The organism is Enterobacter cloacae complex sp. P17RS (assembly GCF_014895885.1).
Taxonomy (GTDB): domain Bacteria; phylum Pseudomonadota; class Gammaproteobacteria; order Enterobacterales; family Enterobacteriaceae; genus Enterobacter; species Enterobacter bugandensis.
The window spans coordinates 103,877-127,487 of sequence record NZ_JADBQK010000010.1; the positions used below are offsets into that span (position 1 = coordinate 103,877).

17 protein-coding genes are annotated in these 23,611 nt (G+C 56.1%); 12 read left to right on the top strand and 5 right to left on the bottom strand.

The window, feature by feature from the left end; genetic code table 11:
• The first annotated feature begins 11 nt into the window (after positions 1-11).
• From IM265_RS10550 to IM265_RS10565, 4 genes are all read left to right on the top strand, one after another.
• Positions 12-1,241 carry a winged helix-turn-helix domain-containing protein gene (locus tag IM265_RS10550; RefSeq protein ID WP_193030945.1) on the top strand — a complete coding sequence of 410 codons (1,230 nt, stop codon included), beginning with the start codon at positions 12-14 and terminating at the stop codon, positions 1,239-1,241.
• A gap of 45 nt (positions 1,242-1,286) precedes the next feature.
• Positions 1,287-1,469, top strand: a complete 183-nt coding sequence (ycaR, locus tag IM265_RS10555) for a protein YcaR (RefSeq protein ID WP_006174474.1) — start codon at positions 1,287-1,289, stop codon at positions 1,467-1,469.
• On the top strand, positions 1,466-2,212 hold the full coding sequence (gene kdsB / locus IM265_RS10560; protein ID WP_028012573.1) for a 3-deoxy-manno-octulosonate cytidylyltransferase: 747 nt from the start codon (positions 1,466-1,468) through the stop codon (positions 2,210-2,212). The genes ycaR and kdsB overlap by 4 nt, the downstream gene beginning before the upstream one ends.
• Positions 2,213-2,353: 141 nt before the next feature.
• Positions 2,354-3,247, top strand: coding sequence for a YcbJ family phosphotransferase (locus IM265_RS10565; RefSeq protein ID WP_028012574.1), 894 nt, complete (start codon positions 2,354-2,356; stop codon positions 3,245-3,247).
• Here the strand turns inward: IM265_RS10565 and elyC are convergent.
• Positions 3,224-4,003 carry an envelope biogenesis factor ElyC gene (elyC, locus tag IM265_RS10570; RefSeq protein ID WP_028012575.1) on the bottom strand — a complete coding sequence of 260 codons (780 nt, stop codon included), beginning with the start codon at positions 4,001-4,003 and terminating at the stop codon, positions 3,224-3,226. The two genes, IM265_RS10565 and elyC, sit on opposite strands and share 24 nt — an antisense overlap.
• A gap of 124 nt (positions 4,004-4,127) precedes the next feature.
• Between elyC and cmoM the strand changes: the two genes are divergently transcribed.
• From cmoM to IM265_RS10605, 7 genes are all read left to right on the top strand, one after another.
• Positions 4,128-4,907, top strand: coding sequence for a tRNA uridine 5-oxyacetic acid(34) methyltransferase CmoM (cmoM, locus tag IM265_RS10575; RefSeq protein ID WP_028012576.1), 780 nt, complete (start codon positions 4,128-4,130; stop codon positions 4,905-4,907).
• 3 nt (positions 4,908-4,910) lie between these two features.
• Positions 4,911-6,233, top strand: a complete 1,323-nt coding sequence (mukF, locus tag IM265_RS10580) for a chromosome partition protein MukF (protein ID WP_041910621.1) — start codon at positions 4,911-4,913, stop codon at positions 6,231-6,233.
• Positions 6,214-6,918 (top strand): chromosome partition protein MukE, encoded by a 705-nt coding sequence (mukE, locus tag IM265_RS10585; RefSeq protein ID WP_008499954.1) that lies wholly within the window; start codon positions 6,214-6,216, stop codon positions 6,916-6,918. The genes mukF and mukE overlap by 20 nt, the downstream gene beginning before the upstream one ends.
• Positions 6,918-11,369: a chromosome partition protein MukB gene (gene mukB, locus IM265_RS10590; protein ID WP_126300387.1), complete on the top strand. Its 4,452-nt coding sequence runs from the start codon at positions 6,918-6,920 to the stop codon at positions 11,367-11,369. The genes mukE and mukB overlap by 1 nt, the downstream gene beginning before the upstream one ends.
• Positions 11,370-11,547: 178 nt before the next feature.
• Positions 11,548-13,371 (top strand): L,D-transpeptidase, encoded by a 1,824-nt coding sequence (gene ldtD, locus IM265_RS10595; RefSeq protein WP_063437611.1) that lies wholly within the window; start codon positions 11,548-11,550, stop codon positions 13,369-13,371.
• A 174-nt stretch (positions 13,372-13,545) separates the two neighbouring features.
• Entirely contained in the window at positions 13,546-14,097 is a 552-nt protein-coding gene (locus tag IM265_RS10600) for a YcbK family protein (protein WP_028012580.1), read from the top strand.
• 20 nt (positions 14,098-14,117) lie between these two features.
• The gene (locus tag IM265_RS10605) at positions 14,118-14,765 is read left to right on the top strand and encodes an MBL fold metallo-hydrolase (RefSeq protein WP_028012581.1); all 648 of its coding nucleotides are present in this window, start codon (positions 14,118-14,120) and stop codon (positions 14,763-14,765) included.
• Positions 14,766-14,813: 48 nt separating this feature from the next.
• Here the strand turns inward: IM265_RS10605 and aspC are convergent, their stop codons facing one another.
• From aspC to pncB, 4 genes are all read right to left on the bottom strand, one after another.
• Positions 14,814-16,004: an aspartate transaminase gene (aspC, locus tag IM265_RS10610; RefSeq protein ID WP_193030947.1), complete on the bottom strand. Its 1,191-nt coding sequence runs from the start codon at positions 16,002-16,004 to the stop codon at positions 14,814-14,816.
• A gap of 184 nt (positions 16,005-16,188) precedes the next feature.
• Positions 16,189-17,295: a porin gene (locus IM265_RS10615; RefSeq protein ID WP_041910616.1), complete on the bottom strand. Its 1,107-nt coding sequence runs from the start codon at positions 17,293-17,295 to the stop codon at positions 16,189-16,191.
• Between the two features lie 605 nt (positions 17,296-17,900).
• Positions 17,901-19,301: an asparagine--tRNA ligase gene (gene asnS, locus IM265_RS10620; RefSeq protein ID WP_028012584.1), complete on the bottom strand. Its 1,401-nt coding sequence runs from the start codon at positions 19,299-19,301 to the stop codon at positions 17,901-17,903.
• A gap of 167 nt (positions 19,302-19,468) precedes the next feature.
• A complete protein-coding gene (gene pncB / locus IM265_RS10625; RefSeq protein WP_045630030.1) occupies positions 19,469-20,671 on the bottom strand; it encodes a nicotinate phosphoribosyltransferase in 1,203 nt (400 codons plus the stop codon).
• Between the two features lie 254 nt (positions 20,672-20,925).
• On the opposite strand from pncB, the gene pepN reads away from it, so the two are divergent.
• Entirely contained in the window at positions 20,926-23,538 is a 2,613-nt protein-coding gene (gene pepN, locus IM265_RS10630) for an aminopeptidase N (protein WP_028012586.1), read from the top strand.
• Positions 23,539-23,611 lie beyond the last annotated feature (73 nt).

Here is a 23,611-nt window from a genome sequence, read left to right on the forward strand (position 1 = left end):
CAGGAAAACGCATGTCTTTACCGCAACTCTCGCTTTCAGCCGCACGTCATTTACACCTTGCCGCGCAGGGGCTGCTCAAAAAGCCCCGTCGCCGCGCGCAGCCTGCCGATATCCTCTCTACCATCCAGCGCATGTCGCTGCTCCAAATCGACACCATTAACATTGTCGCCCGTAGCCCTTACCTGGTGCTGTTTAGCCGCCTGGGGAGTTATCCTCCGCAGTGGCTGGATGAGGCGCTCTCCAAAGGGGAGCTGATGGAGTACTGGGCCCACGAAGCCTGCTTCCTGCCCCGTAGCGATTTCGCCCTGGTACGTCACCGTATGCTTGCTCCGGAAAAGATGGGATGGAAATACCGGCAGGCGTGGATGGAGGAACATGAGGCCGAAATAGAGCAGCTTATCAGCCATATTCAGGAAAACGGCCCCGTTCGATCCGCCGATTTTGAACATCCGCGCAAAGGTGCAGGCGGATGGTGGGAGTGGAAGCCGCACAAGCGTCATCTTGAAGGGTTGTTCACGTCAGGCAAAGTCATGGTCATTGAACGGCGTAATTTTCAGCGCGTTTATGATCTGACGCATCGCGTGATGCCTCACTGGGACGACGAGCGGGATCTGCTTACTCAGGAGGCGGCCGAGGCCATCATGCTGGAGAACAGCGCCCGCAGCCTGGGCATTTTCCGTCCGCAATGGCTGGCAGACTATTACCGCCTCCGTCAGCCTGCGCTGAAGCCTCTGCTTGAGATGTGGCAGCGCGAACAGCGAGTTGTTCCCGTTATGGTGGAAACGCTGGGAGAAATGTGGCTGCATGCGGATCTTGTCCCTCTGCTGCCCGAGGCTCTGGAGGGGAAACTTCAGGCGACCCACAGCGCGGTATTGTCGCCGTTCGACCCGGTTGTCTGGGACAGAAAACGCGCCGAGCAGCTGTTTGACTTCAGCTACCGGCTGGAATGCTATACCCCGGCGCCAAAGCGGCAATACGGCTACTTTGTTTTACCGCTGCTGCACAAGGGACAACTGGTCGGGCGCATGGATGCCAAAATGCACCGCAAGACCGGCACGCTTGAAGTCATTGCCCTTTATCTGCAAGAAGGCATCAGGGTCACGGCGAGCCTGGAAAAAGGGTTATCGTCCGCCATTAGCGAGTTCGCGCGCTGGCAGGAGGCTCGCGACGTAACGCTTGGCCGGGTACCTGACGGGTTATTCACATCCTGTCGAAGTGGCTGGGAAACAGGCACGCCCTGAAAAGGGAATGTGTTAAGCTTTAGCGATTACCCATACGGAGGAACTATGGATCACCGTTTACTTGAAATTATTGCCTGCCCGGTATGCAACGGCAAACTTTACTACAGCCAGGACAAACAGGAGCTGATCTGCAAGCTGGACAGTCTGGCCTTCCCGCTGCGTGACGGCATTCCGGTACTGCTGGAAAATGAAGCCCGTTCCCTGGTGGCAGAAGAGAGCAAACCATGAGTTTTGTTGTCATTATTCCTGCACGTTATGCCTCAACGCGTCTGCCGGGTAAACCGCTGGTAGATATCAACGGCAAGCCGATGATTGTGCATGTCCTTGAGCGGGCGCGTGAGTCCGGTGCCGACCGCATTATCGTTGCAACCGATCATCCTGATGTCGCCCGTGCGGTTGAGGCCGCAGGCGGTGAGGTGTGCATGACCCGCGCCGATCACCAGTCCGGCACCGAGCGTCTGGCGGAAGTGGTTGAGAAATGTGGTTTCAGTGACGATACGGTCATCGTAAACGTGCAGGGCGACGAGCCGATGATCCCGGCCGTTATTATCCGTCAGGTGGCGGAAAACCTGGCGCAGCGTCAGGTCGGTATGGCGACGCTCGCGGTGCCTATTCACCATGCTGAAGAGGCATTCAATCCGAATGCGGTGAAGGTGGTGATGGATGCCGAAGGCTATGCGCTTTATTTCTCCCGCGCTACGATTCCGTGGGATCGCGATCGCTTTGCGCTCTCTAAAGAGACCATCGGTGATTCTTTCCTGCGTCATATTGGGATCTACGGCTATCGCGCCGGCTTTATTCGCCGCTATGTAGCCTGGGCGCCGAGCCCGCTGGAGCATATCGAAATGCTGGAGCAGCTTCGCGTGCTCTGGTATGGCGAAAAAATCCACGTTGCCGTTGCCCGCGAAGTACCGGGAACGGGCGTTGATACCCCAGAAGATCTTGAGCGCGTCCGCGCCGAGTTGCGCTAATCCCGCCTGCATCCCTCCTTTCGGAGGGATGTCCTCTCCCCGCAAATTCCCCTTTCTTTACCCTAATTGATCTCTTCCGGGTGACATCTTCACGCTGTGCGCTCATTATAAAAGCAGTAGTCTTAATGGGGGTAATCTCATATGGAACAGCTGCGTGCCGAACTTAGCCATCTGCTGGGTGAGAAGTTAAGCCGGGTCGAATGCGTGAGTGAAAAGGTCGATACCGCGCTCTGGTCGTTGTATGACGGCCAGGGCAACCCGATGCCGCTGATGGCACGAAGCTTCTCGTCGCCGGGCGTCGCCAGGCAGCTTGCCTGGAAAATGTCGATGCTGGCACGGGAGGGAACCGTCCGTATGCCGACCGTGTACGGCGTGATGACCCACGAGGAACATCCCGGCCCGGACGTACTGCTGATTGAGCGTTTACGCGGTGTGCCGGTAGAAGCGCCCGCGCGTACGCCGGAACGCTGGGAACAGCTGAAAGACCAGATTGTTGAGGCGCTGCTGGCCTGGCACCGACAGGATAGCCGCGGGCTTGTTGGTCCGGTTGACAGCACCCAGGAAAACCTGTGGCCGCTGTGGTATCGCCAGCGGGTGGAAGTGCTGTGGGGGACGCTTAACCAGTTCAACAATACCGGTTTGACCATGCAGGACAAACGTATTCTGTTTCGCACCCGCGAGTGCTTACCGGCGCTGTTCGACGGCTTTAACGACAACTGCGTGCTGATCCACGGCAATTTTACTCTGCGCAGTATGCTCAAAGACTCCCGCAGCGATCAGCTCCTGGCGATGCTAGGGCCGGGGATCATGCTCTGGGCACCGCGGGAATATGAGCTGTTCAGGCTCAGCGACAGCGGGGCGGCGGAAGGTTTACTGTGGCACTACCTTCAACGCGCGCCCGTTGCAGAGGCGTTTCTCTGGCGTCGCTGGCTTTATCTGCTCTGGGACGAAGTGGCGCAGCTGGTCAACACCGGACGTTTCAATCGCGCCAACTTCGATCTGGCGGCTAAATCACTCTTGCCCTGGCTCGCCTGACGAGCCTTTCAGCCACTGCCAGAGGCGTCCGAGCGTCTCGTAGCCAACGCGATCGCTATGCATCAACCACATCGGAGAGGGGATCACCCGTTCCCATGGGTTGAGCGGCGCGCTGATGGCCATCTGGTTTGCCGGTGCGGGAAGCGGGTGCAAACCTTGCTTCTCGAAGAAAATCATCGCTCTTGGCAGGTGCGAGGCGGAGGTCACCAGTAAGAACGGAACATCGCCAATCGCCTGCTTCACCGCGGCAGCCTCTTCCTCGGTATCCTTTGGGCTGTCCAGCGTGATGATAGAGGAACGCGGTACGCCGAGCGATTCCGCGATTCTGGCCCCCGCTTCAGCCGTACTCACCGGGTTGGTTTTGGCCGCTGCGCCGGTGAAGATCATTTTTGATCCCGGATTCGCCAGCCACAGGCGAATACCTTCGTTTAGCCGTGGCAGGCTGTTGTTGATCAGGTTCGAACTGGGGGCCCAGTCAGGGTCCCAGGTATACCCGCCGCCCAGCACAACGATGTAATCAACTTTCTGGTTTCCCTGCCACGTAGGGTACCTGTTTTCGATGGGGCGCAGCAGTCCATCCGCCACTGGCTGCAGGCTCAGCAGCAGCAGGACCAGCCAGCCGAACGTAATAAGCGTTTTGCCACTCTTCTGAAAGCGACTAAACCACACCAGCGCCAGCCCCAGCGCGATGATGATAAGCAGCAGCGGAAGGGGAAGCATCATCCCTCCAACATATTTCTTAAGGGTAAAAAGCATCCTTTTTGGTTCCTTTTTTGACCATACAGCAGATGATTACCGGTGATATTACACCAGAGAGGTTCATTCTCCGCGCGGGTGTGACAAAATAGCGGTTTTGCAGTTAGCGAGTGGAACTCTCCCAATGCGGGATCGCAATTTTGATGACATCGCGGAAAAGTTTTCGCGCAACATTTATGGCACCACGAAAGGGCAGCTCCGTCAGACGATCCTCTGGCAGGATCTGGACACTATTCTGGCGACGTTCGGTGGTCAAACATTGCGCGTGCTGGACGCCGGAGGCGGTGAAGGGCAGACGGCGATAAAAATGGCTGAACGCGGTCATCACGTCACGCTTTGCGATCTTTCTGCTGAAATGGTCGCCCGCGCGACGCGTGCGGCAGAAGAGAAAGGTGTGAGCGACAACATGCATTTTATACAATGCGCCGCTCAGGACATCGCGCAGCATTTGGAAACCCAGGTTGATCTGATATTGTTTCATGCGGTGCTGGAGTGGGTTGCCGATCCGCAAAGCGTGTTACAAACCCTGTGGTCAATGTTACGTCCGGGCGGTACGCTGTCGCTGATGTTCTACAATGCTAACGGCTTCCTGATGCACAACATGGTGGCAGGGAACTTCGACTATGTTCAGGTCGGGATGCCGAAAAAGAAAAAACGCACGCTTTCCCCGGACTATCCGCGCGATCCGCAGCAGGTTTACGGCTGGCTGGAAGAGATTGGCTGGCAGATCGTCGGGAAGACGGGCGTCAGGGTGTTTCATGATTATCTGCGTGAAAAACACAAACAGCGTGACTGTTTTGACACCTTAACAGAATTAGAAACGCGGTATTGCCGCCAGGAGCCGTTCGTCAGCCTTGGCCGCTATATTCACGTCACCGCGCACAAGCCGCAGATGCAAGGATAACCTATGAGTGAATTTTCCCAGACAGTCCCCGAACTGGTTGCCTGGGCCAGGAAAAACGATTTCTCCATCTCGCTGCCGGTAGACAGACTCTCTTTCCTGCTGGCGGTTGCCACGCTGAACGGCGAACGGCTGGATGGTGAAATGAGCGAGGGTGAACTGGTGGATGCGTTCCGCCACGTCAGTGATGCGTTTGAGCAAACCAGCGAAACCATTAGCGTGCGTGCCAATAACGCAATCAACGATATGGTGCGTCAACGTCTGCTGAACCGCTTTACCAGCGAGCAGGCGGAAGGAAACGCCATCTATCGCCTGACCCCGCTGGGCATCGGCATCACCGACTACTACATTCGCCAGCGCGAATTTTCCACGCTGCGTCTCTCCATGCAGCTCTCGATCGTGGCGGGTGAGCTTAAACGTGCCGCCGACGCGGCCGATGAAAACGGTGACGAATTCCACTGGCACCGCAACGTTTACGCGCCGCTGAAATACTCGGTGGCCGAGATTTTCGACAGTATTGATCTCACTCAGCGTCTGATGGACGAGCAGCAGCAGCAGGTGAAAGATGATATCGCGCAGCTGCTGAACAAAGACTGGCGTGCCGCCATCTCCAGCTGTGAACTTTTATTGTCAGAAACCTCCGGTACGCTGCGTGAGCTGCAGGATACGCTGGAGGCAGCAGGGGACAAGCTGCAGGCCAACCTGCTTCGCATCCAGGATGCGACCCTGGCGCACGACGATCTGCATTTTATCGACCGTCTGGTGTTTGATCTGCAGAGCAAACTTGACCGCATTATCAGCTGGGGCCAGCAGTCGATCGATCTGTGGATCGGCTATGACCGCCACGTGCATAAATTTATCCGTACCGCGATTGATATGGATAAAAACCGCGTCTTTGCTCAGCGTCTTCGTCAGTCGGTACAGACCTACTTTGATGCACCGTGGGCGCTGACCTATGCCAATGCCGATCGTCTGTTGGATATGCGCGACGAAGAGATGGCGCTGCGCGATGAAGAGGTCACCGGTGAACTGCCGCCGGATCTGGAGTACGAAGAATTCAACGAAATTCGTGAGCAACTTGCGGCGATGATCGAAGAACAGCTCGCCGTCTACAAAACCAGACAAGCGCCGCTGGATCTTGGGCTCGTGGTGCGCGACTATCTGGCGCAATATCCGCGCGCGCGCCACTTCGACGTTGCCCGCATTGTGGTAGACCAGGCGGTGCGCCTGGGTATTGCGCAAGCAGACTTCACCGGACTGCCGCCGAAGTGGCAGCCAATTAACGATTACGGAGCCAAGGTACAGGCGCATGTCATTGACAAATATTGAACAAGTGATGCCAGTTAAGCTGGCACAGGCGCTGGCGAATCCGTTATTTCCGGCGCTGGACAGCCAGCTGCGTGCCGGTCGTCACATTGGCCTGGACGAGCTGGATAATCACGCCTTTTTGATGGACTTCCAGGAGTACCTGGAAGAGTTTTACGCCCGCTATAACGTGGAGCTTATCCGCGCGCCGGAAGGCTTTTTCTATCTGCGCCCGCGTTCCACGACCCTGATCCCGCGCTCCGTGCTCTCCGAGCTGGACATGATGGTTGGCAAAATTCTTTGCTATCTCTACCTCAGCCCGGAACGCCTGGCAAATGAAGGCATCTTCACCCAGCAGGAGCTGTACGATGAACTGCTGACGCTGGCGGATGAGAGCAAGCTGCTTAAGCTGGTGAATAACCGTTCGACGGGGTCGGATCTAGACCGTCAGAAATTACAGGAAAAGGTTCGCTCTTCCCTGAACCGTCTGCGCCGTCTGGGGATGGTCTGGTTTATGGGCCACGACAGCAGCAAATTCCGCATCACGGAATCGGTCTTCCGCTTCGGCGCCGACGTGCGTGCGGGCGATGACGCGCGTGAAGCGCAGCTTCGCATGATCCGCGACGGTGAAGCGATGCCGGTGGAAAACCATTTGCAGCTCAATGATGAGCATGAAGAGAATCTGCCGGATAGCGGGGAGGAAGAGTAATGATTGAACGCGGTAAATTTCGCTCACTGACGCTGATTAACTGGAACGGCTTCTTTGCCCGAACCTTCGATCTGGATGAGCTGGTCACGACGCTCTCCGGTGGTAACGGGGCAGGTAAATCCACCACCATGGCGGCGTTTGTAACGGCGCTGATCCCCGACCTGACGCTGCTTCACTTCCGTAACACCACCGAAGCGGGCGCGACAAGCGGCTCCCGCGATAAAGGCCTGCACGGTAAGCTGAAAGCGGGCGTCTGTTATTCCGTGCTGGACGTCATCAACTCCCGTCACCAGCGCGTAGTGGTGGGCGTACGTCTGCAACAGGTTGCCGGCCGCGACCGTAAAGTGGATATCAAACCGTTCGCCATTCAGGGACTGCCAACCTCCGTACAGCCGACCGCGCTGCTGACGGAAACGCTGAATGAACGCCAGGCGCGCGTCCTGACGCTGCAGGAGCTGAAGGACAAGCTTGAAGCCATCGAAGGGGTGCAGTTTAAGCAGTTCAACTCCATTACCGACTACCACTCCCTGATGTTCGATCTGGGCGTGGTGGCGCGCCGTCTGCGCACCGCTTCAGACCGTAGTAAATACTACCGTCTGATCGAAGCGTCCCTGTACGGCGGTATCTCCAGCGCCATTACCCGTTCCCTGCGTGACTACCTGCTGCCGGAAAACAGCGGCGTGCGTAAGGCCTTCCAGGACATGGAGGCGGCACTGCGTGAAAACCGCATGACGCTGGAAGCGATTCGCGTTACCCAGTCTGACCGCGACCTGTTTAAACATCTGATCAGCGAAGCGACCAACTACGTGGCGGCGGACTACATGCGCCACGCCAACGAGCGCCGCGTCCATCTCGATCAGGCATTAGAATATCGCCGCGAGCTGTTTACCTCCCGTAAACAGCTGGTGGCCGAGCAGTACAAGCACGTCGAAATGGCGCGCGAGCTGGGTGAGCACAACGGTGCCGAGGGCGACCTGGAAGCCGACTACCAGGCCGCCAGCGATCACCTGAACCTGGTGCAGACCGCGCTGCGTCAGCAGGAAAAGATCGAGCGCTACGAAGCGGACCTCGATGAGCTGCAAATTCGTCTCGAAGAGCAGAATGAAGTGGTGGCCGAAGCCGCCGAGATGCAGGAAGAGAACGAAGCCCGCGCCGAAGCCGCCGAGCTGGAAGTGGACGAGCTGAAAAGCCAGCTTGCGGACTACCAGCAGGCGCTGGACGTGCAGCAGACGCGTGCGATTCAGTACAACCAGGCGCTGCAGGCGCTACAGCGTGCGAAAGAGCTGTGTCATCTGCCGGATCTGACGCCGGAAAGTGCCGACGAGTGGCTGGACACCTTCCAGGCCAAAGAGCAGGAAGCCACCGAGAAACTGCTCTCGCTTGAACAGAAAATGAGCGTCGCGCAAACGGCGCACAGCCAGTTTGAGCAGGCTTATCAGCTGGTAGTTGCCATTAACGGCCCGCTGGCGCGTAGCGAAGCCTGGGACGTTGCCCGTGAACTGCTGCGCGACGGCGTCAACCAGCGCCATCTGGCCGAGCAGGTGCAGCCGCTGCGTATGCGCCTGAACGAGCTGGAACAGCGCCTGCGCGAGCAGCAGGAAGCCGAACGTCTGCTGGCTGAGTTCTGCAAGCGTCAGGGTAAACATTACGATTTCGACGAGCTTGAGGCCCTGCATCAGGAGCTGGAAGCGCGTATTGCGGCCCTGTCCGATACCGTATCAAATGCCAGCGAACAGCGTATGACGCTGCGTCAGGAGCTGGAGCAGCTTCAGTCCCGTTCGAAGGCGCTCCTGCAGCGTGCGCCGGTCTGGCTGGCAGCGCAAAGCAGCCTGAACCAGCTCAGCGAACAATGTGGCGAGCAGTTCGAATCCAGCCAGCAGGTGACCGAATACCTGCAACAGCTGCTGGAGCGCGAGCGCGAAGCCATTGTTGAACGTGACGAAGTGGGTGCCCGCAAGCGTGACGTCGATGAAGAAATCGAGCGCTTAAGCCAGCCGGGCGGGTCAGAAGATCCGCGTCTGAACACGTTAGCCGAGCGTTTTGGCGGCGTACTGCTGTCTGAGATTTACGATGACGTTGGCCTGGACGATGCGCCGTACTTCTCCGCGCTGTACGGTCCATCCCGCAACGCAATTGTGGTGCCGGATCTGTCGCTGATTTCTGAGCAGCTCGCAGGGCTGGAAGATTGCCCGGAAGATCTCTACCTGATCGAAGGGGATCCGCAGTCGTTCGATGACAGCGTTTTCAGCGTTGACGAGCTGGAAAAAGCGGTGGTGGTGAAAATCGCCGATCGCCAGTGGCGTTACTCCCGCTTCCCGGAACTGCCGCTGTTTGGCCGCGCCGCGCGCGAAAGCCGCATCGAAAGCCTCCACGCCGAGCGTGAAACGCTGTCTGAACGCTTTGCTACTCTGTCGTTTGACGTACAGAAAACCCAGCGTCTGCACCAGGCGTTCAGCCGCTTTATCGGCAGCCATCTGGGCGTGGCGTTTGAAGCCGACCCGGAAGCGGAAATCCGCAAGCTCAACACCCGCCGTGGCGAGCTGGAGCGCGCGATTGCCAGTCATGAAAGTGACAACCAGCAGAGCCGCGTCCAGTTCGAACAGGCGAAAGAGGGCGTCGCTGCCCTTAACCGCATTCTGCCGCGCCTGAACCTGCTGGCTGATGACACGCTGGCCGACCGCGTGGATGAGATCCAGGAACGTCTGGATGAAGCCCAGGAAGCCGCGCGCTTCGTGCAGCAGCACGGCAACCAGCTGGCGAAGCTGGAGCCCGTCGTGTCTGTACTGCAGAGCGACCCGGAACAGTTCGAGCAGTTAAAAGAAGATTATGCCTGGTCGCAGCAGGTGCAGCGCGAAGCGCGTCAGCAGGCGTTTGCCCTGACGGAAGTGGTGCAGCGTCGTGCGCACTTCGGCTACTCCGATTCGGCTGAAATGCTGAGCGGTAACAGCGACCTGAATGAAAAACTGCGCCAGCGCCTTGAGCAGGCGGAAGCGGAACGTACCCGCGCTCGCGAAGCGATGCGCAGCCACTCCGCTCAGCTGAACCAGTACAACCAGGTACTGGCTTCGCTGAAAAGCTCCTTCGACACCAAGAAAGAGCTGTTAAACGACCTGCAGAAAGAGCTGCAGGACATTGGCGTTCGTGCCGACAGCGGGGCGGAAGAGCGCGCGCGCATTCGTCGTGATGAGCTGCATAGCCAGCTCAGCAATAACCGCGCGCGTCGTAATCAGCTGGAAAAAGCGCTCACCTTCTGCGAAGCGGAAATGGATAACCTGACCCGCCGCCTGCGCAAGCTGGAGCGCGACTATCATGAAATGCGCGAGCAGGTCGTGACGGCGAAAGCGGGCTGGTGCGCCGTGATGCGGATGGTGAAAGACAACAACGTTGAACGTCGCCTGCACCGTCGCGAGCTGGCATACCTTTCTGCCGATGAGCTGCGTTCGATGTCGGATAAGGCGCTGGGTGCGCTGCGTCTGGCGGTGGCGGATAACGAACACCTGCGCGATGTGCTGCGCATGTCAGAGGATCCGAAACGTCCTGAACGTAAAATTCAGTTCTTCGTTGCGGTTTATCAGCACCTGCGCGAGCGTATTCGTCAGGACATTATCCGTACCGACGATCCGGTCGAAGCCATCGAACAGATGGAAATCGAGCTGGGCCGCCTGACGGAAGAGCTGACCTCCCGCGAGCAGAAGCTGGCGATCAGCTCCCGCAGCGTGGCGAATATCATTCGCAAAACCATTCAGCGCGAGCAGAACCGTATCCGCCAGCTGAACCAGGGGCTGCAGAGCGTCTCGTTTGGTCAGGTCAACAGCGTGCGTCTTAACGTCAACGTACGTGAAGCCCACGCGACGCTGCTGGAAGTGCTCTCTGAGCAGCACGAGCAGCATCAGGATCTGTTCAACAGCAACCGTCTGACCTTCTCCGAAGCGCTGGCGAAGCTGTATCAGCGCCTGAATCCGCAGATTGATATGGGCCAGCGTACGCCGCAAACCATCGGTGAAGAGCTGCTGGACTATCGTAACTACCTGGAAATGGAAGTTGAGGTAAACCGTGGTTCAGACGGCTGGCTGCGTGCGGAATCCGGAGCGCTGTCGACCGGTGAAGCGATTGGTACCGGGATGTCGATTCTGGTGATGGTGGTGCAGAGCTGGGAAGATGAAGCGCGCCGCCTGCGCGGGAAAGACATCTCCCCATGCCGACTGCTGTTCCTCGATGAAGCGGCGCGTCTTGATGCCCGCTCGATTGCCACGCTGTTTGAGCTTTGCGAACGTCTCGATATGCAGCTCATCATTGCGGCACCGGAAAACATCAGCCCTGAAAAAGGCACCACCTATAAGCTGGTGCGTAAAGTGTTCCAGAACAGCGAACACGTGCACGTTGTAGGGCTGCGTGGCTTTGCGCCGCAGCCGCCGGAATCATTGCCGGAAACCACGGCAGACGCTTCCTGAGGCGTTTTGTTACAAAGAGCGGCGCAGAAGCGCCGCTTTTTTTATTCTCTTAACTTGTGTTCAGGGCTACGTTATCTTTAAACTTCTTTACATAAGGTAAGGCAACAGAGTTGTCGTCTACCTATAATAAAATAAAGCCCCACCGTGATGGGCATGTCGTGAAAACAGGGGGCAAGGGATGTTGCTAAAGAAAGAATGTGGTCGTCAGCTGTCAGCGCTGAGTTTATGTCTGGCAGTGATGTTTGCTCCACTGTTAACCGCCCAGGCCGACGAGCCTGAAATTGTGCCGACTGACAGCACCGCAACGACAGGCGCGCAGCCGACGTCATTGTCTCAGCCGCTGGAACAGTCTACGGCAACGGCCATCATGGCCGGGATTAAGCCGCTGCCGGAAGGCATCGACGTTGAATCGCTCAGCCAGCAGCTCCAGACAGGCCTGCCTTCAGGCTACACGCCTGCCTATATCAATCAGCTCACGCTGCTTTATGCTGCCCGCGATATGAAACCCATGTGGGAAAATCGTGAAGCCGTGCGCGCCTTCCAGCAACAGCTGGCGGAAGTGGCGATTGCGGGATTCCAGCCGCAGTTTACGAAGTGGGTTGAACTGTTAACCGATCCTGCCGTCACTGGTCAGGCGCGGGACGTGGTCCTTTCCGATGCCATGATGGGCTACCTGCAGTTTGTGGCGGGTATTCCGGTCAATGGCAACCGCTGGCTGTACAGCGATAAACCCTATAAGCTGGCTACGCCAGCCCTGTCGGTGATTAACCAGTGGCAATTAGCGCTGGATAACGGCGACCTGCCGCGCTTCATTGCCAGCCTCGCGCCGGCGCATCCACAGTATGCCACGATGCACCAGTCGCTCCTCGCGCTGGTCGGGGACTCGCGTCCATGGCCGCAAATGCGGGGGACCGCAACGCTGCGTCCGGGTCAGTGGAGCAGCGATGTGCCAGCCCTGCGCGAGATCCTTAAACGCTCCGGTATTCTTGATGGCGGGCCGAACATTGCCCTGCCGGGCGACGATCCGCAAAGCGCGGTGGTCAGCCCGTCAGCGCCCGTAAAAGAGAACAAGACCACTACCCTGAGCAATAAGCCCAAGGCTTACGATCGCGAGCTGGTTGCCGCGGTTAAACAGTTCCAGGCCGCACAGGGGCTGGGAGCCGATGGCGTTATTGGACCCTCAACGCGTGACTGGCTTAACGTATCGCCTGCGCAGCGGGCCGGGGTGCTGGCGCTTAATATTCAGCGTTTGCGTTTGCTGCCGGGCACGCTGTCTACCGGCATTATGGTCAATATCCCGGCCTATTCACTGGTTTATTATCAGGATGGTAGCGAGAAGCTGGCCTCGCGCGTGATTGTCGGGCGTCCGGATCGCAAAACGCCGATGATGAGCAGCGCGTTAAATAACGTGGTAGTTAACCCGCCGTGGAACGTGCCGCCGACGCTGGCGCGTAAGGACATTCTGCCTAAGGTCTGGAACGATCCGGGTTATCTGGAACGTCACGGCTATACGGTCATGCGTGGCTGGAACAGTAAAGAGGCGATCGATCCTTACATGGTCGACTGGTCGACGATCACGGCCTCCAACCTACCGTTCCGCTTCCAGCAGGCTCCCGGAGCGCATAACTCGCTGGGGCGCTACAAATTCAACATGCCAAGTTCAGATGCTATCTATTTGCACGATACGCCGAACCACAATCTGTTCCAGAAAGATACCCGGGCACTGAGTTCAGGCTGCGTGCGCGTGAATAAAGCTTCGGAGTTGGCCAACATGCTCCTGCAGGATGCGGGCTGGAACGATACGCGTATTTCTGACGCCCTGAAGCAGGGTGATACGCGCTACGTGAATATTCGCCACAACATTCCGGTTAATCTTTATTATCTGACAGCGTTTGTGGGTGAAGACGGTCGCACTCAGTACCGTACAGATATTTACAATTATGATCTCACCGCGCGATCCGGCGCACAAATTTTGCCAAAAGCGGAACAATTAATCAGGTAAATGAAGTAGTTCGGGAAAAATGATTGTCGTAAGTTATGGTGAATCGGGGCCAATATCGCTGTAAGCCGCGTATTCACTGGGGTTGGGCGCCTTGACGTACCCTGTTTTGCCAGTTAAGGTGCCCTTCGTGCGCTAAGCATATTACGATTTCCTTGACCTGTAGACCTGATTATCATGGACAAATTTGACGCTAATCGCCGCAAGCTGCTGGCGTTAGGTGGTGTTGCGCTTGGCGCAGCGGCCATCTTACCGACGCCAGCATTTGCCACCCTCTCGACACCTCGTCCGCGCGTTTTAACGCTCAGCAATCTTCACACCGGTGAGTCGCTAAAAGCGGAGTTTTTCGATGGCAGAGGCTATATTCAGGATGAATTAGCAAGACTCAACCATTTTTTCCGTGATTTCCGCGCGAATAAAGTAAAAGCCATCGACCCAGGACTGTTTGATCAGCTTTTCCGCCTTCAGGGCCTGCTGGGCACCAGCAAGCCGGTGCAGCTTATTTCTGGTTATCGCTCAATTGATACCAACAATGAACTGCGCGCCCATAGCCGTGGGGTAGCGAAAAAAAGCTACCACACGAAGGGACAGGCAATGGATTTCCACATTGAAGGCGTTTCGTTAGCCAATATTCGCAAAGCCGCGTTATCTATGCGCGCGGGTGGTGTAGGATATTACCCACGTAGCAACTTTGTGCATATTGATACCGGGCCGGTTCGGCACTGGTAATAACGAAACACAGGAGCAGTATGAACTATCGTATTATTCCGGTTACCGCGTTCTCCCAGAATTGTTCATTAATCTGGTGCGAGCAAACCAAACTGGCCGCGCTTGTCGATCCCGGCGGTGACGCTGAGAAAATCAAGCAGGACGTTGCCGACAGCGGCGTGACGCTGATGCAGATTTTACTGACGCATGGTCACCTCGACCACGTAGGCGCAGCAGCTGAACTGGCTAAACACTACGGTGTGCCGATTATTGGCCCGGAAAAAGAAGATGAGTTCTGGCTGCAGGGGTTACCCGCCCAAAGCCGCATGTTTGGCCTTGATGAGTGTCTGCCATTGACGCCCGATCGCTGGCTGAACGAAGGAGAGCGCGTTAACGTAGGGAATGTGACTTTACAGGTGTTGCATTGTCCTGGGCATACGCCAGGCCATATCGTTTTCTTTGACGACCAGTCCCGTCTGCTGATTTCCGGCGATGTGATTTTCAAAGGTGGCGTAGGACGCAGCGATTTTCCGCGCGGCGATCACGGGCAGCTGATTCAGTCGATCAAACAGAAGTTATTGCCGCTGGGTGATGACGTAACGTTTATCCCTGGACACGGTCCGATGTCGACGCTGGGCTATGAACGGCTCCATAACCCGTTCCTTCAGGATGAAATGCCTGTCTGGTAACCAGCATAAAAAAAGCCTGCTTAACGCAGGCTTTTTTGTGGGCGCAAATTACAGGACGGCGACAATCGCTTCGCACAGTGGCGCCATGTTGTCAGGGGTCATGCCTGCAACGTTTACGCGGCCAGAGGCTACGGCGTATACGCCAAACTCTTCACGCAGACGCAGAACCTGCTCTTTGGTCAGGCCGCTGAACGAGAACATACCGTTCTGTTTGATGATGAAGCTGAAGTCGCGGTCAGCGCCTTTCTCAGCCAGGGTGTTCACAAACAGCAGGCGCATGCGCTGGATACGCTGACGCATATCGTTCAGCTCTTGTTCCCAAATCGCGCGCAGCGCATCGTTGCTCAGAATGGTCGCAACAACAGACGCACCGTGTGCCGGCGGGTTAGAGTAGTTAGCGCGGATAACGGACTTCATCTGGCTGAAAGCGCGATCGGCGGTCTCATCGTTAGCCGCAACCAGTGTACAGGCACCTACACGCTCATTGTACAGACCAAAGTTCTTGGAGTAGGAACTGGCAACGATCAGTTCCTGATGCATGGCTGCGAACGCGCGCAGGCCTTCGGCATCTTCTTCCAAACCGCGGGCGAAGCCCTGGTAAGCAAAGTCAAACAGCGGCAGCCAGCCTTTCTCAACGGACAGCTTCGCCAGGTGTTCCCACTGCTCAAGCGTTGGATCGATACCGGTTGGGTTGTGGCAGCAGCCGTGGAACAGCACCACGTCACCCGCCTGCGCTTCGCTCAGGCTTGAGAGCAGGCCGTCAAAGTCGAGAGCGTGGTTTGCCGCATCGTAGTAAGCATATTCGCGCACTTCCAGGCCCGCAGAGTTAAAGACGCTCTTGTGGTTCGGCCAGCTTGGATTGCTCACCCATACGCGCTTCACAGAGGTGTTTTTCGCAAGGAAATCCGCCGCCACGCGCAGCGCGCCGGTACCGCCAGGGGTCTGTGCTGTGCGGGCACGTTTGTCACTCACAATTGCGCTGCCTTTACCGAACAGCAGCTCCTGGGTGCAGCGACCAAATTCAGGGATACCATCAATACCGAGGTAGTTTTTGGTGGTTTCATTTTCCAGCAGATACTGCTCAGCTTTCTTAACGCTGGTCAGTACCGGAGTTTTGCCGGTTTCATCTTTATATACACCAATACCCAGGTTGATTTTGCCAGGGCGGTCGTCGGCACGAAACAGATCGGCCAGGCCCAGAATAGGGTCGGCAGGAGCGGCGGTAATGTTCTCAAACATGACGAAGTTCCATTGTGATTACAGAAGTGAAATCCGCTATCAGGTTAACGGTAGATTTACAAAATGCCAACCGTTTGCGACGAAAAGCGTGCGGCTTTTCAAAAGTCGCCATTATTTTCTGTCAGGCATAAAAAAACAGGGCCGAAGCCCTGTTCATTATGCATATAACAAAGTGGTGTTCTGATTAGAACTGGTAGGTTACACCCACAGCAGCCATATCGTCGTTGCCGTTCAGACCGCCAACAGCTTTCGCGTAGTCGGTGTCTTTATCCAGCAGGTTGATGTAGTAGTCAGCCCACACGTTGAAGTTTTTGTTGAAGTAGTAAGTGGTACCAACCTGGATGAATTTAGCCAGGTCTGCATCGCCACCGCTGAAGCCGCCGACGGCAGCCAGGTCTTTACCTTTGGTCTGCACGTAGGAGATTGCTGGACGCAGGCCGAAGTCGAACTGGTACTGAGCAACCACTTCGAAGTTCTGAGTTTTGTTAGCAAAACCTGCATCACCGCTAGAACCGGTACGGGTGGTGTTACGGGTTTCTGCATAGGTAGTTGCCAGGTAGAGGTTGTTAGCGTCGTATTTCAGACCCACGCCCCATGCTTCAGCTTTATCACCCTGGCCATCAGCTTTCTGGTTCAGAGTACGGTTAGCGTTGCTGTAAGATGCGATTGCACCGAAGCCTTCGCCGAAGTCGTAACCCAGAGAGTAACCTACGCCGTCGCCGTTAGAGGTTTTAACGTCAGCACGGTCATTTTTACCCTGGTACTGTACGCCCAGGCTCAGACCGTCAACCAGACCGAAGAAATCGCTGTTACGGTAGGTCAGCAGGCCGGTGCTGCGGCTGGTCATAAAGTTATCAACGTAGTTACCGCCCCAGGTCATACCGGAGAAGGACGGCGCCATATCGGTGTATGACTCAACGTCGTATACGATACCGTAGTTACGACCGTAGTCGATGCTGCCAGCGTCGCCCGCTTTCAGACCAGCAAAGGCCAGACGGTTTTTGTTAGACTGAGCGGTGTTCTCAGCCTGGTTAGCCATGAAGCGGTATTCCCACTGGCCGTAACCGGTCAGCTGGTCGTTGATCTGAGTTTCGCCTTTGAAACCGATCTGCGCGTAGGTAGCGTCGTTATTGTTAGTGTCATCGCCGGAGGTCACGAAATCGTGCTCGGCGTTAACTTTACCGTAGAAGTCCAGTTTGTTGCCGTTCTTGTTATAGATTTCTGCAGCGTTAGCTGCACCGGCTACCAGCAGGGCAGGGATTACCACTGCCAGAATATTGCGCTTCATCATTATTTATTACCCTCATTGGTTTTTTTATGACACTCGCCACTGCCGTCAATAAATTCTGTCAATAAATATTTCCGGAACTATTGATGAGAGTTTGGTGTCTTTATGTATCTGACAGGCATCTTTCCATTCACCGAAGCGTTTCGCTAGCCTGAAAGTGCTACAATTCTCAAGATTGAGTTACAGAAAGAAAATATGTGTAACTAAATGTGTATTTTTGGGAACTTTGTGAACCATCTCAAATTTCAGAACCCCCTGGCGAATTAAGCATCGGTTTGTTTCCTATATATATGAATTCCTTATGTTTAATTTGGATAAAGGCAATTCCTATAAACGAATGTTAAACGACTCGTTTTTTCTTATGACCCAATAAAGACTTCTGGATGGCTGAAAAATTGGTTGAAATTTGTGCTATTACTTCAGAATGTAATAATCGCAATAAGAATGAGGTTGATTTTTTGTGGCTGGATATTTCGCGGAAACAAAACGTAACAGGTAGCGGTTGTGACGGGGTAGTGGTTTAAAAACGCTGACTTTACGCTGACAAAAACTGACAGGGCAGAATAAAATAATGGCCAGCAAATGCTGGCCATTGTCTGTTGCGTTGCTTAGAAGCTGGCGTTGCGTGGTGTACGCGGGAACGGAATTACGTCACGCACGTTCTGAACGCCGGTAACGTAGGCGATCAGACGCTCGAAGCCCAGACCGAACCCAGCGTGCGGAACGGTGCCATAACGGCGCAGATCGCGATACCAGCTGTAGTCCGCAGGGTTGAGCCCCATCTCTGCCATGCGCGCGTCAAGCACGTCCAGACGTTCTTCACGCTGAGAACCACCAATGATTTCACCGATGCCCGGCGCCAGTACGTCCATCGCTGCCACGGTTTTCCCGTCTTCGTTAAGGCGCATATAGAAGGCCTTAATGTCTTTCGGGTAGTTTTTAACGACAACCGGCGCTTTGAAATGTTTCTCGGCGAGATAGCGTTCGTGCTCAGACGCCAGATCGACGCCCCAGTAAACCGGGTTCTCAAACTTCTCACCGCATTTCTCAAGGATCGCCACCGCATCGGTGTAGTCCACCTGCGCAAAGTCGGCAGAGACGAAACGCTCCAGACGCGCTACAGCATCGCTGTCTACGCGTTCGGCGAAGAACTTCATGTCGTCAGGACGCTCTTCCAGCACCGCTTTGAAGACGTACTTCAGCATCGCTTCTGCGAGACCTGCAACGTCATTCAGATCGGCAAACGCCACTTCCGGCTCCAGCATCCAGAACTCCGCCAGGTGGCGGCTGGTGTTGGAGTTTTCGGCGCGGAAGGTTGGGCCGAAGGTATAGATCTTAGACAGCGCACAGGCGTAGGTTTCGCCGTTGAGCTGGCCGGATACCGTCAGGAAGGCTTCTTTACCAAAGAAGTCTTTGTCGTAGTCGACTTTACCTTCCGGCGTGCGCGGCAGGTTTTCCATGTCCAGCGTCGAGACGCGGAACATTTCGCCTGCGCCTTCCGTATCGGACGCGGTGATCAGCGGGGTAGACACCCAGAAATAACCCTGCTCATCGAAGAAGCGATGCAGCGCCTGGGCCAGCGTATGGCGCACGCGAGCCACCGCACCAATCAGGTTGGTACGCGGACGCAGGTGCGCGACTTCACGCAGGTATTCAATGCTGTGACGTTTTGCCGCCATCGGGTAGGTGTCCGGATCTTCAACCCAGCCAGTCACTTCAATGGCAGAGGCCTGGATCTCGAAACTCTGGCCCTGGCCCGGGGATGCCACAACCACACCGGTGACGATAACGGAACAACCCGTCGTCAGGCGCAGAACGTCATCATTGTAATTGGGCAGAGAATTATTAATGACGGCCTGTACAGGATCAAAGCAGGAACCGTCATAGACGGCAAGGAAGGAGATGCCAGCTTTAGAATCTCGGCGAGTACGCACCCATCCGCGCACGGTGACCTCCTGGTCAACGGCGACACGGCCCTGGAGTACGTCGGCTACAGGCACAACGCTCATAATATTCTCTCTGTTAATAGTCGGAAAAAATAAACACTTGTCCACCCCAAGACGGGGGGATATCTATGTTACCTGCCAACCGCTATCAGACAAGTAAATTTCGCAGTCAAAAGAGAAGAATTGAGAAATAAATAAGGGAAGGGAGCCCTGAAGGCTCCCGTAAGCGCTTAACTGGCTTTTTTGATCTGGGGGAGATCGAACGCTTTACGCAATGCGCGAACAAACGCTTTGTCATGGCAGATGGTTTTACCCGGACTGTCGGAGAGCTTTGCCACCGGCTTGCCGTTACATTCCACCAGCTTTATCACGATATTCAGAGGTTTTACCTGAGGAATGTCGCAGGTCAACCGGGTACCGATCCCGAAGCCCAGATTAATTCTGGCATTGAAATGACGATACAGTTCGACGGCTTTTGCCAGGTCGAGATTATCGGAGAAGACCAGTACCTTGCTCATCGGGTCAATGCCGAGTTTTTGGTAATGAGCAATCGCCTTTTCGCCCCATTCAACCGGATCCCCTGAGTCGTGGCGTAACCCCTGGTAACGCTCAGCGAACTCGGGACCAAAGTCGCGCAGGAAGGCATCCATCGTAATACAGTCGGTCAGGGCGATCCCGAGTTGATTCGGGTACTCTTCAAGCCACGCAGCCAGCGCCGCACGCTGGCTGTTAGCCAGGTCCGGGCTAATTTGCTGATGCGCCTGGAACCACTCGTGCGCCTGAGTGCCCATTGGCGTCAGGTTGAGGCGACGCGCCAAATCGTAGTTGCTGGTACCCACGAACCACGGCTCCTGCTGCAGACGTTCAACGATAGCTTGCTGAACCTCGCGAGAGAAGCGGCGACGGGTGCCGAAATCCATCAGGCGGAAGCGGGACATATCCAGCCCTTCGGTCAGCGTTGAGAATGCCTCAAGTTTGTTCTCCAGCGAGGCGACCGCCTGTTCGACGCCCGTTTCAGGCGAACGGTAGCGGTGAGCCAGCTCGCTGATGACGGCCAGAAGCGGCACTTCCCACATGATCACTTCCCGCCACGGACCTTCAAGACGAATATCCAGCTTGCCGTTTTCGTTGGTCACGGTGACCTGTTCAGGCTTATAGCGGAAGTCGCGCAGCCAGTTCAGATAGTCTGCTTTAAAGAAAGGCAGGCCAGAAAGCCACTGATATTCGTCATCGGTGAGCGCCAGATGCTGCATCGCATCGACCTGTTCACGAATGGAGTCTGCGTAGATACCGAGCAAGTCGTCACCACGGCAGCGGAATTCCGCCGCGACGTGAACGTCATAGTAATGGTGGAAAACGGCTTGCTGCATATGCAGTTTATACGCGTCGGTATCCAGCAACGTATGCAGAACCGGAGAAGCGAATTGAGTCATAGGTGCGCTGTAGCATCCTCTCACGGGAGCGTTTAGTACAATAAACAACTCCGGAGTATACCTTGTTTAGTGATTTATTGAACCCCGATCACAACATAAGCACACTTTATGGTCGAGAGCATTTCGTGCCCCGTGTTATACAAATGTAGCGAAAAAGGTGTTTAAGCCTGAAAAGATGAACATTCTGCATAGCGCGTTTTACGCAACAGGAATATATTGAAACGTTACTCGACAAACGATGCATAAGGTTTTCTATGACACAACAGCCACAAGCCAAATACCGCCACGACTACCGTGCGCCGGAATACCTGATTAGCGATATCGACCTGACTTTTGACCTGGATGCCACAAAAACCGTTGTGACGGCCGTAAGCCAGGTGACGCGCCACAGCGCGACTGCCGTACCGCTGCGTCTGGATGGCGAAGACCTGACGCTGGTCTCCCTGCACATTAACGATGAAGCCTGGTCAGATTATAAAGAAGAAGGCAACCAGCTGGTCATCGACAACCTGCCGGAACGCTTTACGCTGCGCATCGTGAATGAAATCAGCCCTGCCGCCAACACGGCGCTGGAAGGGCTCTACCAGTCAGGCGTGGCCCTGTGTACCCAGTGTGAAGCCGAAGGTTTCCGCCACATTACCTGGTACCTGGACCGCCCGGACGTGCTGGCGCGCTTTACCACCAAAATCATTGCCGATAAAACCCTCTATCCGTTCCTGCTCTCCAACGGTAACCGCGTGGGTGAGGGCGAGCTGGAAAATGGCCGTCACTGGGTGCAGTGGCAGGATCCGTTCCCGAAACCGTGCTACCTGTTTGCGCTGGTGGCGGGTGATTTCGACGTGCTGCGCGATACCTTCAAAACCCGCTCTGGCCGCGAAGTGGCGCTGGAGCTGTTCGTTGACCGCGGCAACCTTGATCGCGCGCCGTGGGCGATGACTTCACTCATTAACTCCATGAAGTGGGATGAAGAGCGTTTCGGCCTCGAATACGATCTCGACATCTATATGATCGTTGCCGTCGACTTCTTCAACATGGGCGCGATGGAGAATAAAGGCCTTAACATCTTTAACTCCAAGTACGTGCTGGCGCGTACCGATACCGCCACCGATAAAGACTACCTCGATATCGAACGCGTTATCGGCCACGAGTATTTCCATAACTGGACCGGTAACCGCGTCACCTGCCGCGACTGGTTCCAGCTGAGCCTGAAAGAGGGGCTGACCGTCTTCCGCGATCAGGAGTTCAGCTCCGATCTGGGCTCGCGGGCGGTCAACCGCATCAACAACGTGCGCACCATGCGCGGCCTGCAGTTTGCGGAAGATGCCAGCCCAATGGCGCACCCGATCCGTCCGGATAAAGTCATTGAGATGAATAACTTTTACACCCTGACGGTGTACGAGAAGGGCGCTGAAATTATCCGCATGATCCACACCCTGCTGGGTGAAGAGAATTTCCAGAAAGGGATGCAGCTTTACTTCGAACGTCACGACGGCAGCGCGGCTACCTGCGACGACTTTGTGCAGGCGATGGAAGACGCGTCCAACGTTGATCTTTCTCACTTCCGCCGCTGGTACAGCCAGGCCGGGACCCCGATTGTCACCGTTAAGGACGACTACAACCCGGAAACCGAGCAGTACACTCTGACCATCAGCCAGCGCACGCCGCCAACCGCGGAGCAGGAAGAAAAATATCCGCTGCACATTCCGTTCAGCATTGAGCTGTACGACAACGAAGGCAACGTTATCCCGCTACAGAAGGGCGGCCACCCGGTGCACCACGTGCTGAACGTGACCCAGGCAGAGCAGACCTTTATCTTCGATAACGTCTACTTCCAGCCGGTGCCTGCGCTGCTGTGCGAGTTCTCCGCGCCGGTGAAGCTGGAGTACAAGTGGAGCGACCAGCAGCTGACGTTCCTGATGCGTCACGCCCGCAACGATTTCTCCCGCTGGGACGCGGCGCAGAGCCTGCTGGCAACCTACATCAAGCTTAACGTGAACCGCTACCAGCAGGGCCAGCCGCTGACGCTGCCGGTGCATGTGGCAGACGCGTTCCGCGCTATCCTGCTGGACGAGAAGATTGACCCGGCGCTGGCGGCTGAAATTCTGACGCTGCCGTCCGCGACTGAAATTGCGGAGCTGTTCGACATTATCGACCCGATTGCCATCGTGGCGGTGCGCGAAGCGCTGACCCGCACGCTGGCGACCGAACTGGCGGATGAATTCCTGGCGCTCTACAACGCTAACAAGCTTGACGCGTATCGCGTGGAGCATGCGGATATCGGCAAGCGTACCCTGCGCAATACCTGCCTGCGCTATCTTGCGTTTGGTGAGGCCGAACTGGCGAACACGCTGGTGAGCAAGCAGTATCACGAAGCGGATAACATGACTGATGCGCTCGCGGCCCTGGCGGCAAGCGTTGCCGCTGAACTGCCGTGCCGCGATGCGCTGATGCAGGAGTATGACGACAAGTGGCACCAGGATGGCCTGGTGATGGACAAGTGGTTTATTCTGCAGGCGACCAGCCCGGCGGCCGATGCGCTTAGTAAGGTTCGCAGCCTGCTGAAGCACCGTTCGTTCACCATGAGCAACCCGAACCGCGTTCGCTCGCTGATTGGCGCATTTGCCAGCAGTAACCCGGCCGCGTTCCACGCCGAAGACGGCAGCGGATACCAGTTTATGGTGGAAATGCTGACCGAGCTGAACAGCCGTAACCCGCAGGTTGCATCACGTCTGATTGAGCCGCTGATCCGCCTGAAACGTTATGATGCGCAGCGTCAGGCGAAGATGCGTGCCGCGCTTGAGCAGCTGAAAGGGCTGGAAAATCTGTCTGGCGATCTGTACGAGAAGATTGCTAAGGCGCTGGCCTGATGTAAAAAAGCCCGGTGGCGCTACGCTAACCGGGCCTACGTGGGGGCGCGGGGCATCGGTTTTCTCCCTCTCC

Bases quoted from the DNA above. Each gene is read 5' to 3' on its own strand.
- IM265_RS10565 (WP_028012574.1), top strand. From the start codon at position 2,354: ATGGAACAGCTGCGTGCCGAACTTAGCCATCTGCTGGGTGAGAAGTTA.
- IM265_RS10615 (WP_041910616.1), bottom strand. From the start codon at position 17,295: ATGATGAAGCGCAATATTCTGGCAGTGGTAATCCCTGCCCTGCTGGTA.
- ycaR (WP_006174474.1), top strand. From the start codon at position 1,287: ATGGATCACCGTTTACTTGAAATTATTGCCTGCCCGGTATGCAACGGC.
- elyC (WP_028012575.1), bottom strand. From the start codon at position 4,003: ATGCTTTTTACCCTTAAGAAATATGTTGGAGGGATGATGCTTCCCCTT.
- pncB (WP_045630030.1), bottom strand. From the start codon at position 20,671: ATGACTCAATTCGCTTCTCCGGTTCTGCATACGTTGCTGGATACCGAC.
- IM265_RS10600 (WP_028012580.1), top strand. From the start codon at position 13,546: ATGGACAAATTTGACGCTAATCGCCGCAAGCTGCTGGCGTTAGGTGGT.
- mukF (WP_041910621.1), top strand. From the start codon at position 4,911: ATGAGTGAATTTTCCCAGACAGTCCCCGAACTGGTTGCCTGGGCCAGG.
- ldtD (WP_063437611.1), top strand. From the start codon at position 11,548: ATGTTGCTAAAGAAAGAATGTGGTCGTCAGCTGTCAGCGCTGAGTTTA.
- mukE (WP_008499954.1), top strand. From the start codon at position 6,214: ATGTCATTGACAAATATTGAACAAGTGATGCCAGTTAAGCTGGCACAG.
- cmoM (WP_028012576.1), top strand. From the start codon at position 4,128: ATGCGGGATCGCAATTTTGATGACATCGCGGAAAAGTTTTCGCGCAAC.
- asnS (WP_028012584.1), bottom strand. From the start codon at position 19,301: ATGAGCGTTGTGCCTGTAGCCGACGTACTCCAGGGCCGTGTCGCCGTT.
- aspC (WP_193030947.1), bottom strand. From the start codon at position 16,004: ATGTTTGAGAACATTACCGCCGCTCCTGCCGACCCTATTCTGGGCCTG.
- kdsB (WP_028012573.1), top strand. From the start codon at position 1,466: ATGAGTTTTGTTGTCATTATTCCTGCACGTTATGCCTCAACGCGTCTG.
- IM265_RS10550 (WP_193030945.1), top strand. From the start codon at position 12: ATGTCTTTACCGCAACTCTCGCTTTCAGCCGCACGTCATTTACACCTT.
- mukB (WP_126300387.1), top strand. From the start codon at position 6,918: ATGATTGAACGCGGTAAATTTCGCTCACTGACGCTGATTAACTGGAAC.
- pepN (WP_028012586.1), top strand. From the start codon at position 20,926: ATGACACAACAGCCACAAGCCAAATACCGCCACGACTACCGTGCGCCG.
- IM265_RS10605 (WP_028012581.1), top strand. From the start codon at position 14,118: ATGAACTATCGTATTATTCCGGTTACCGCGTTCTCCCAGAATTGTTCA.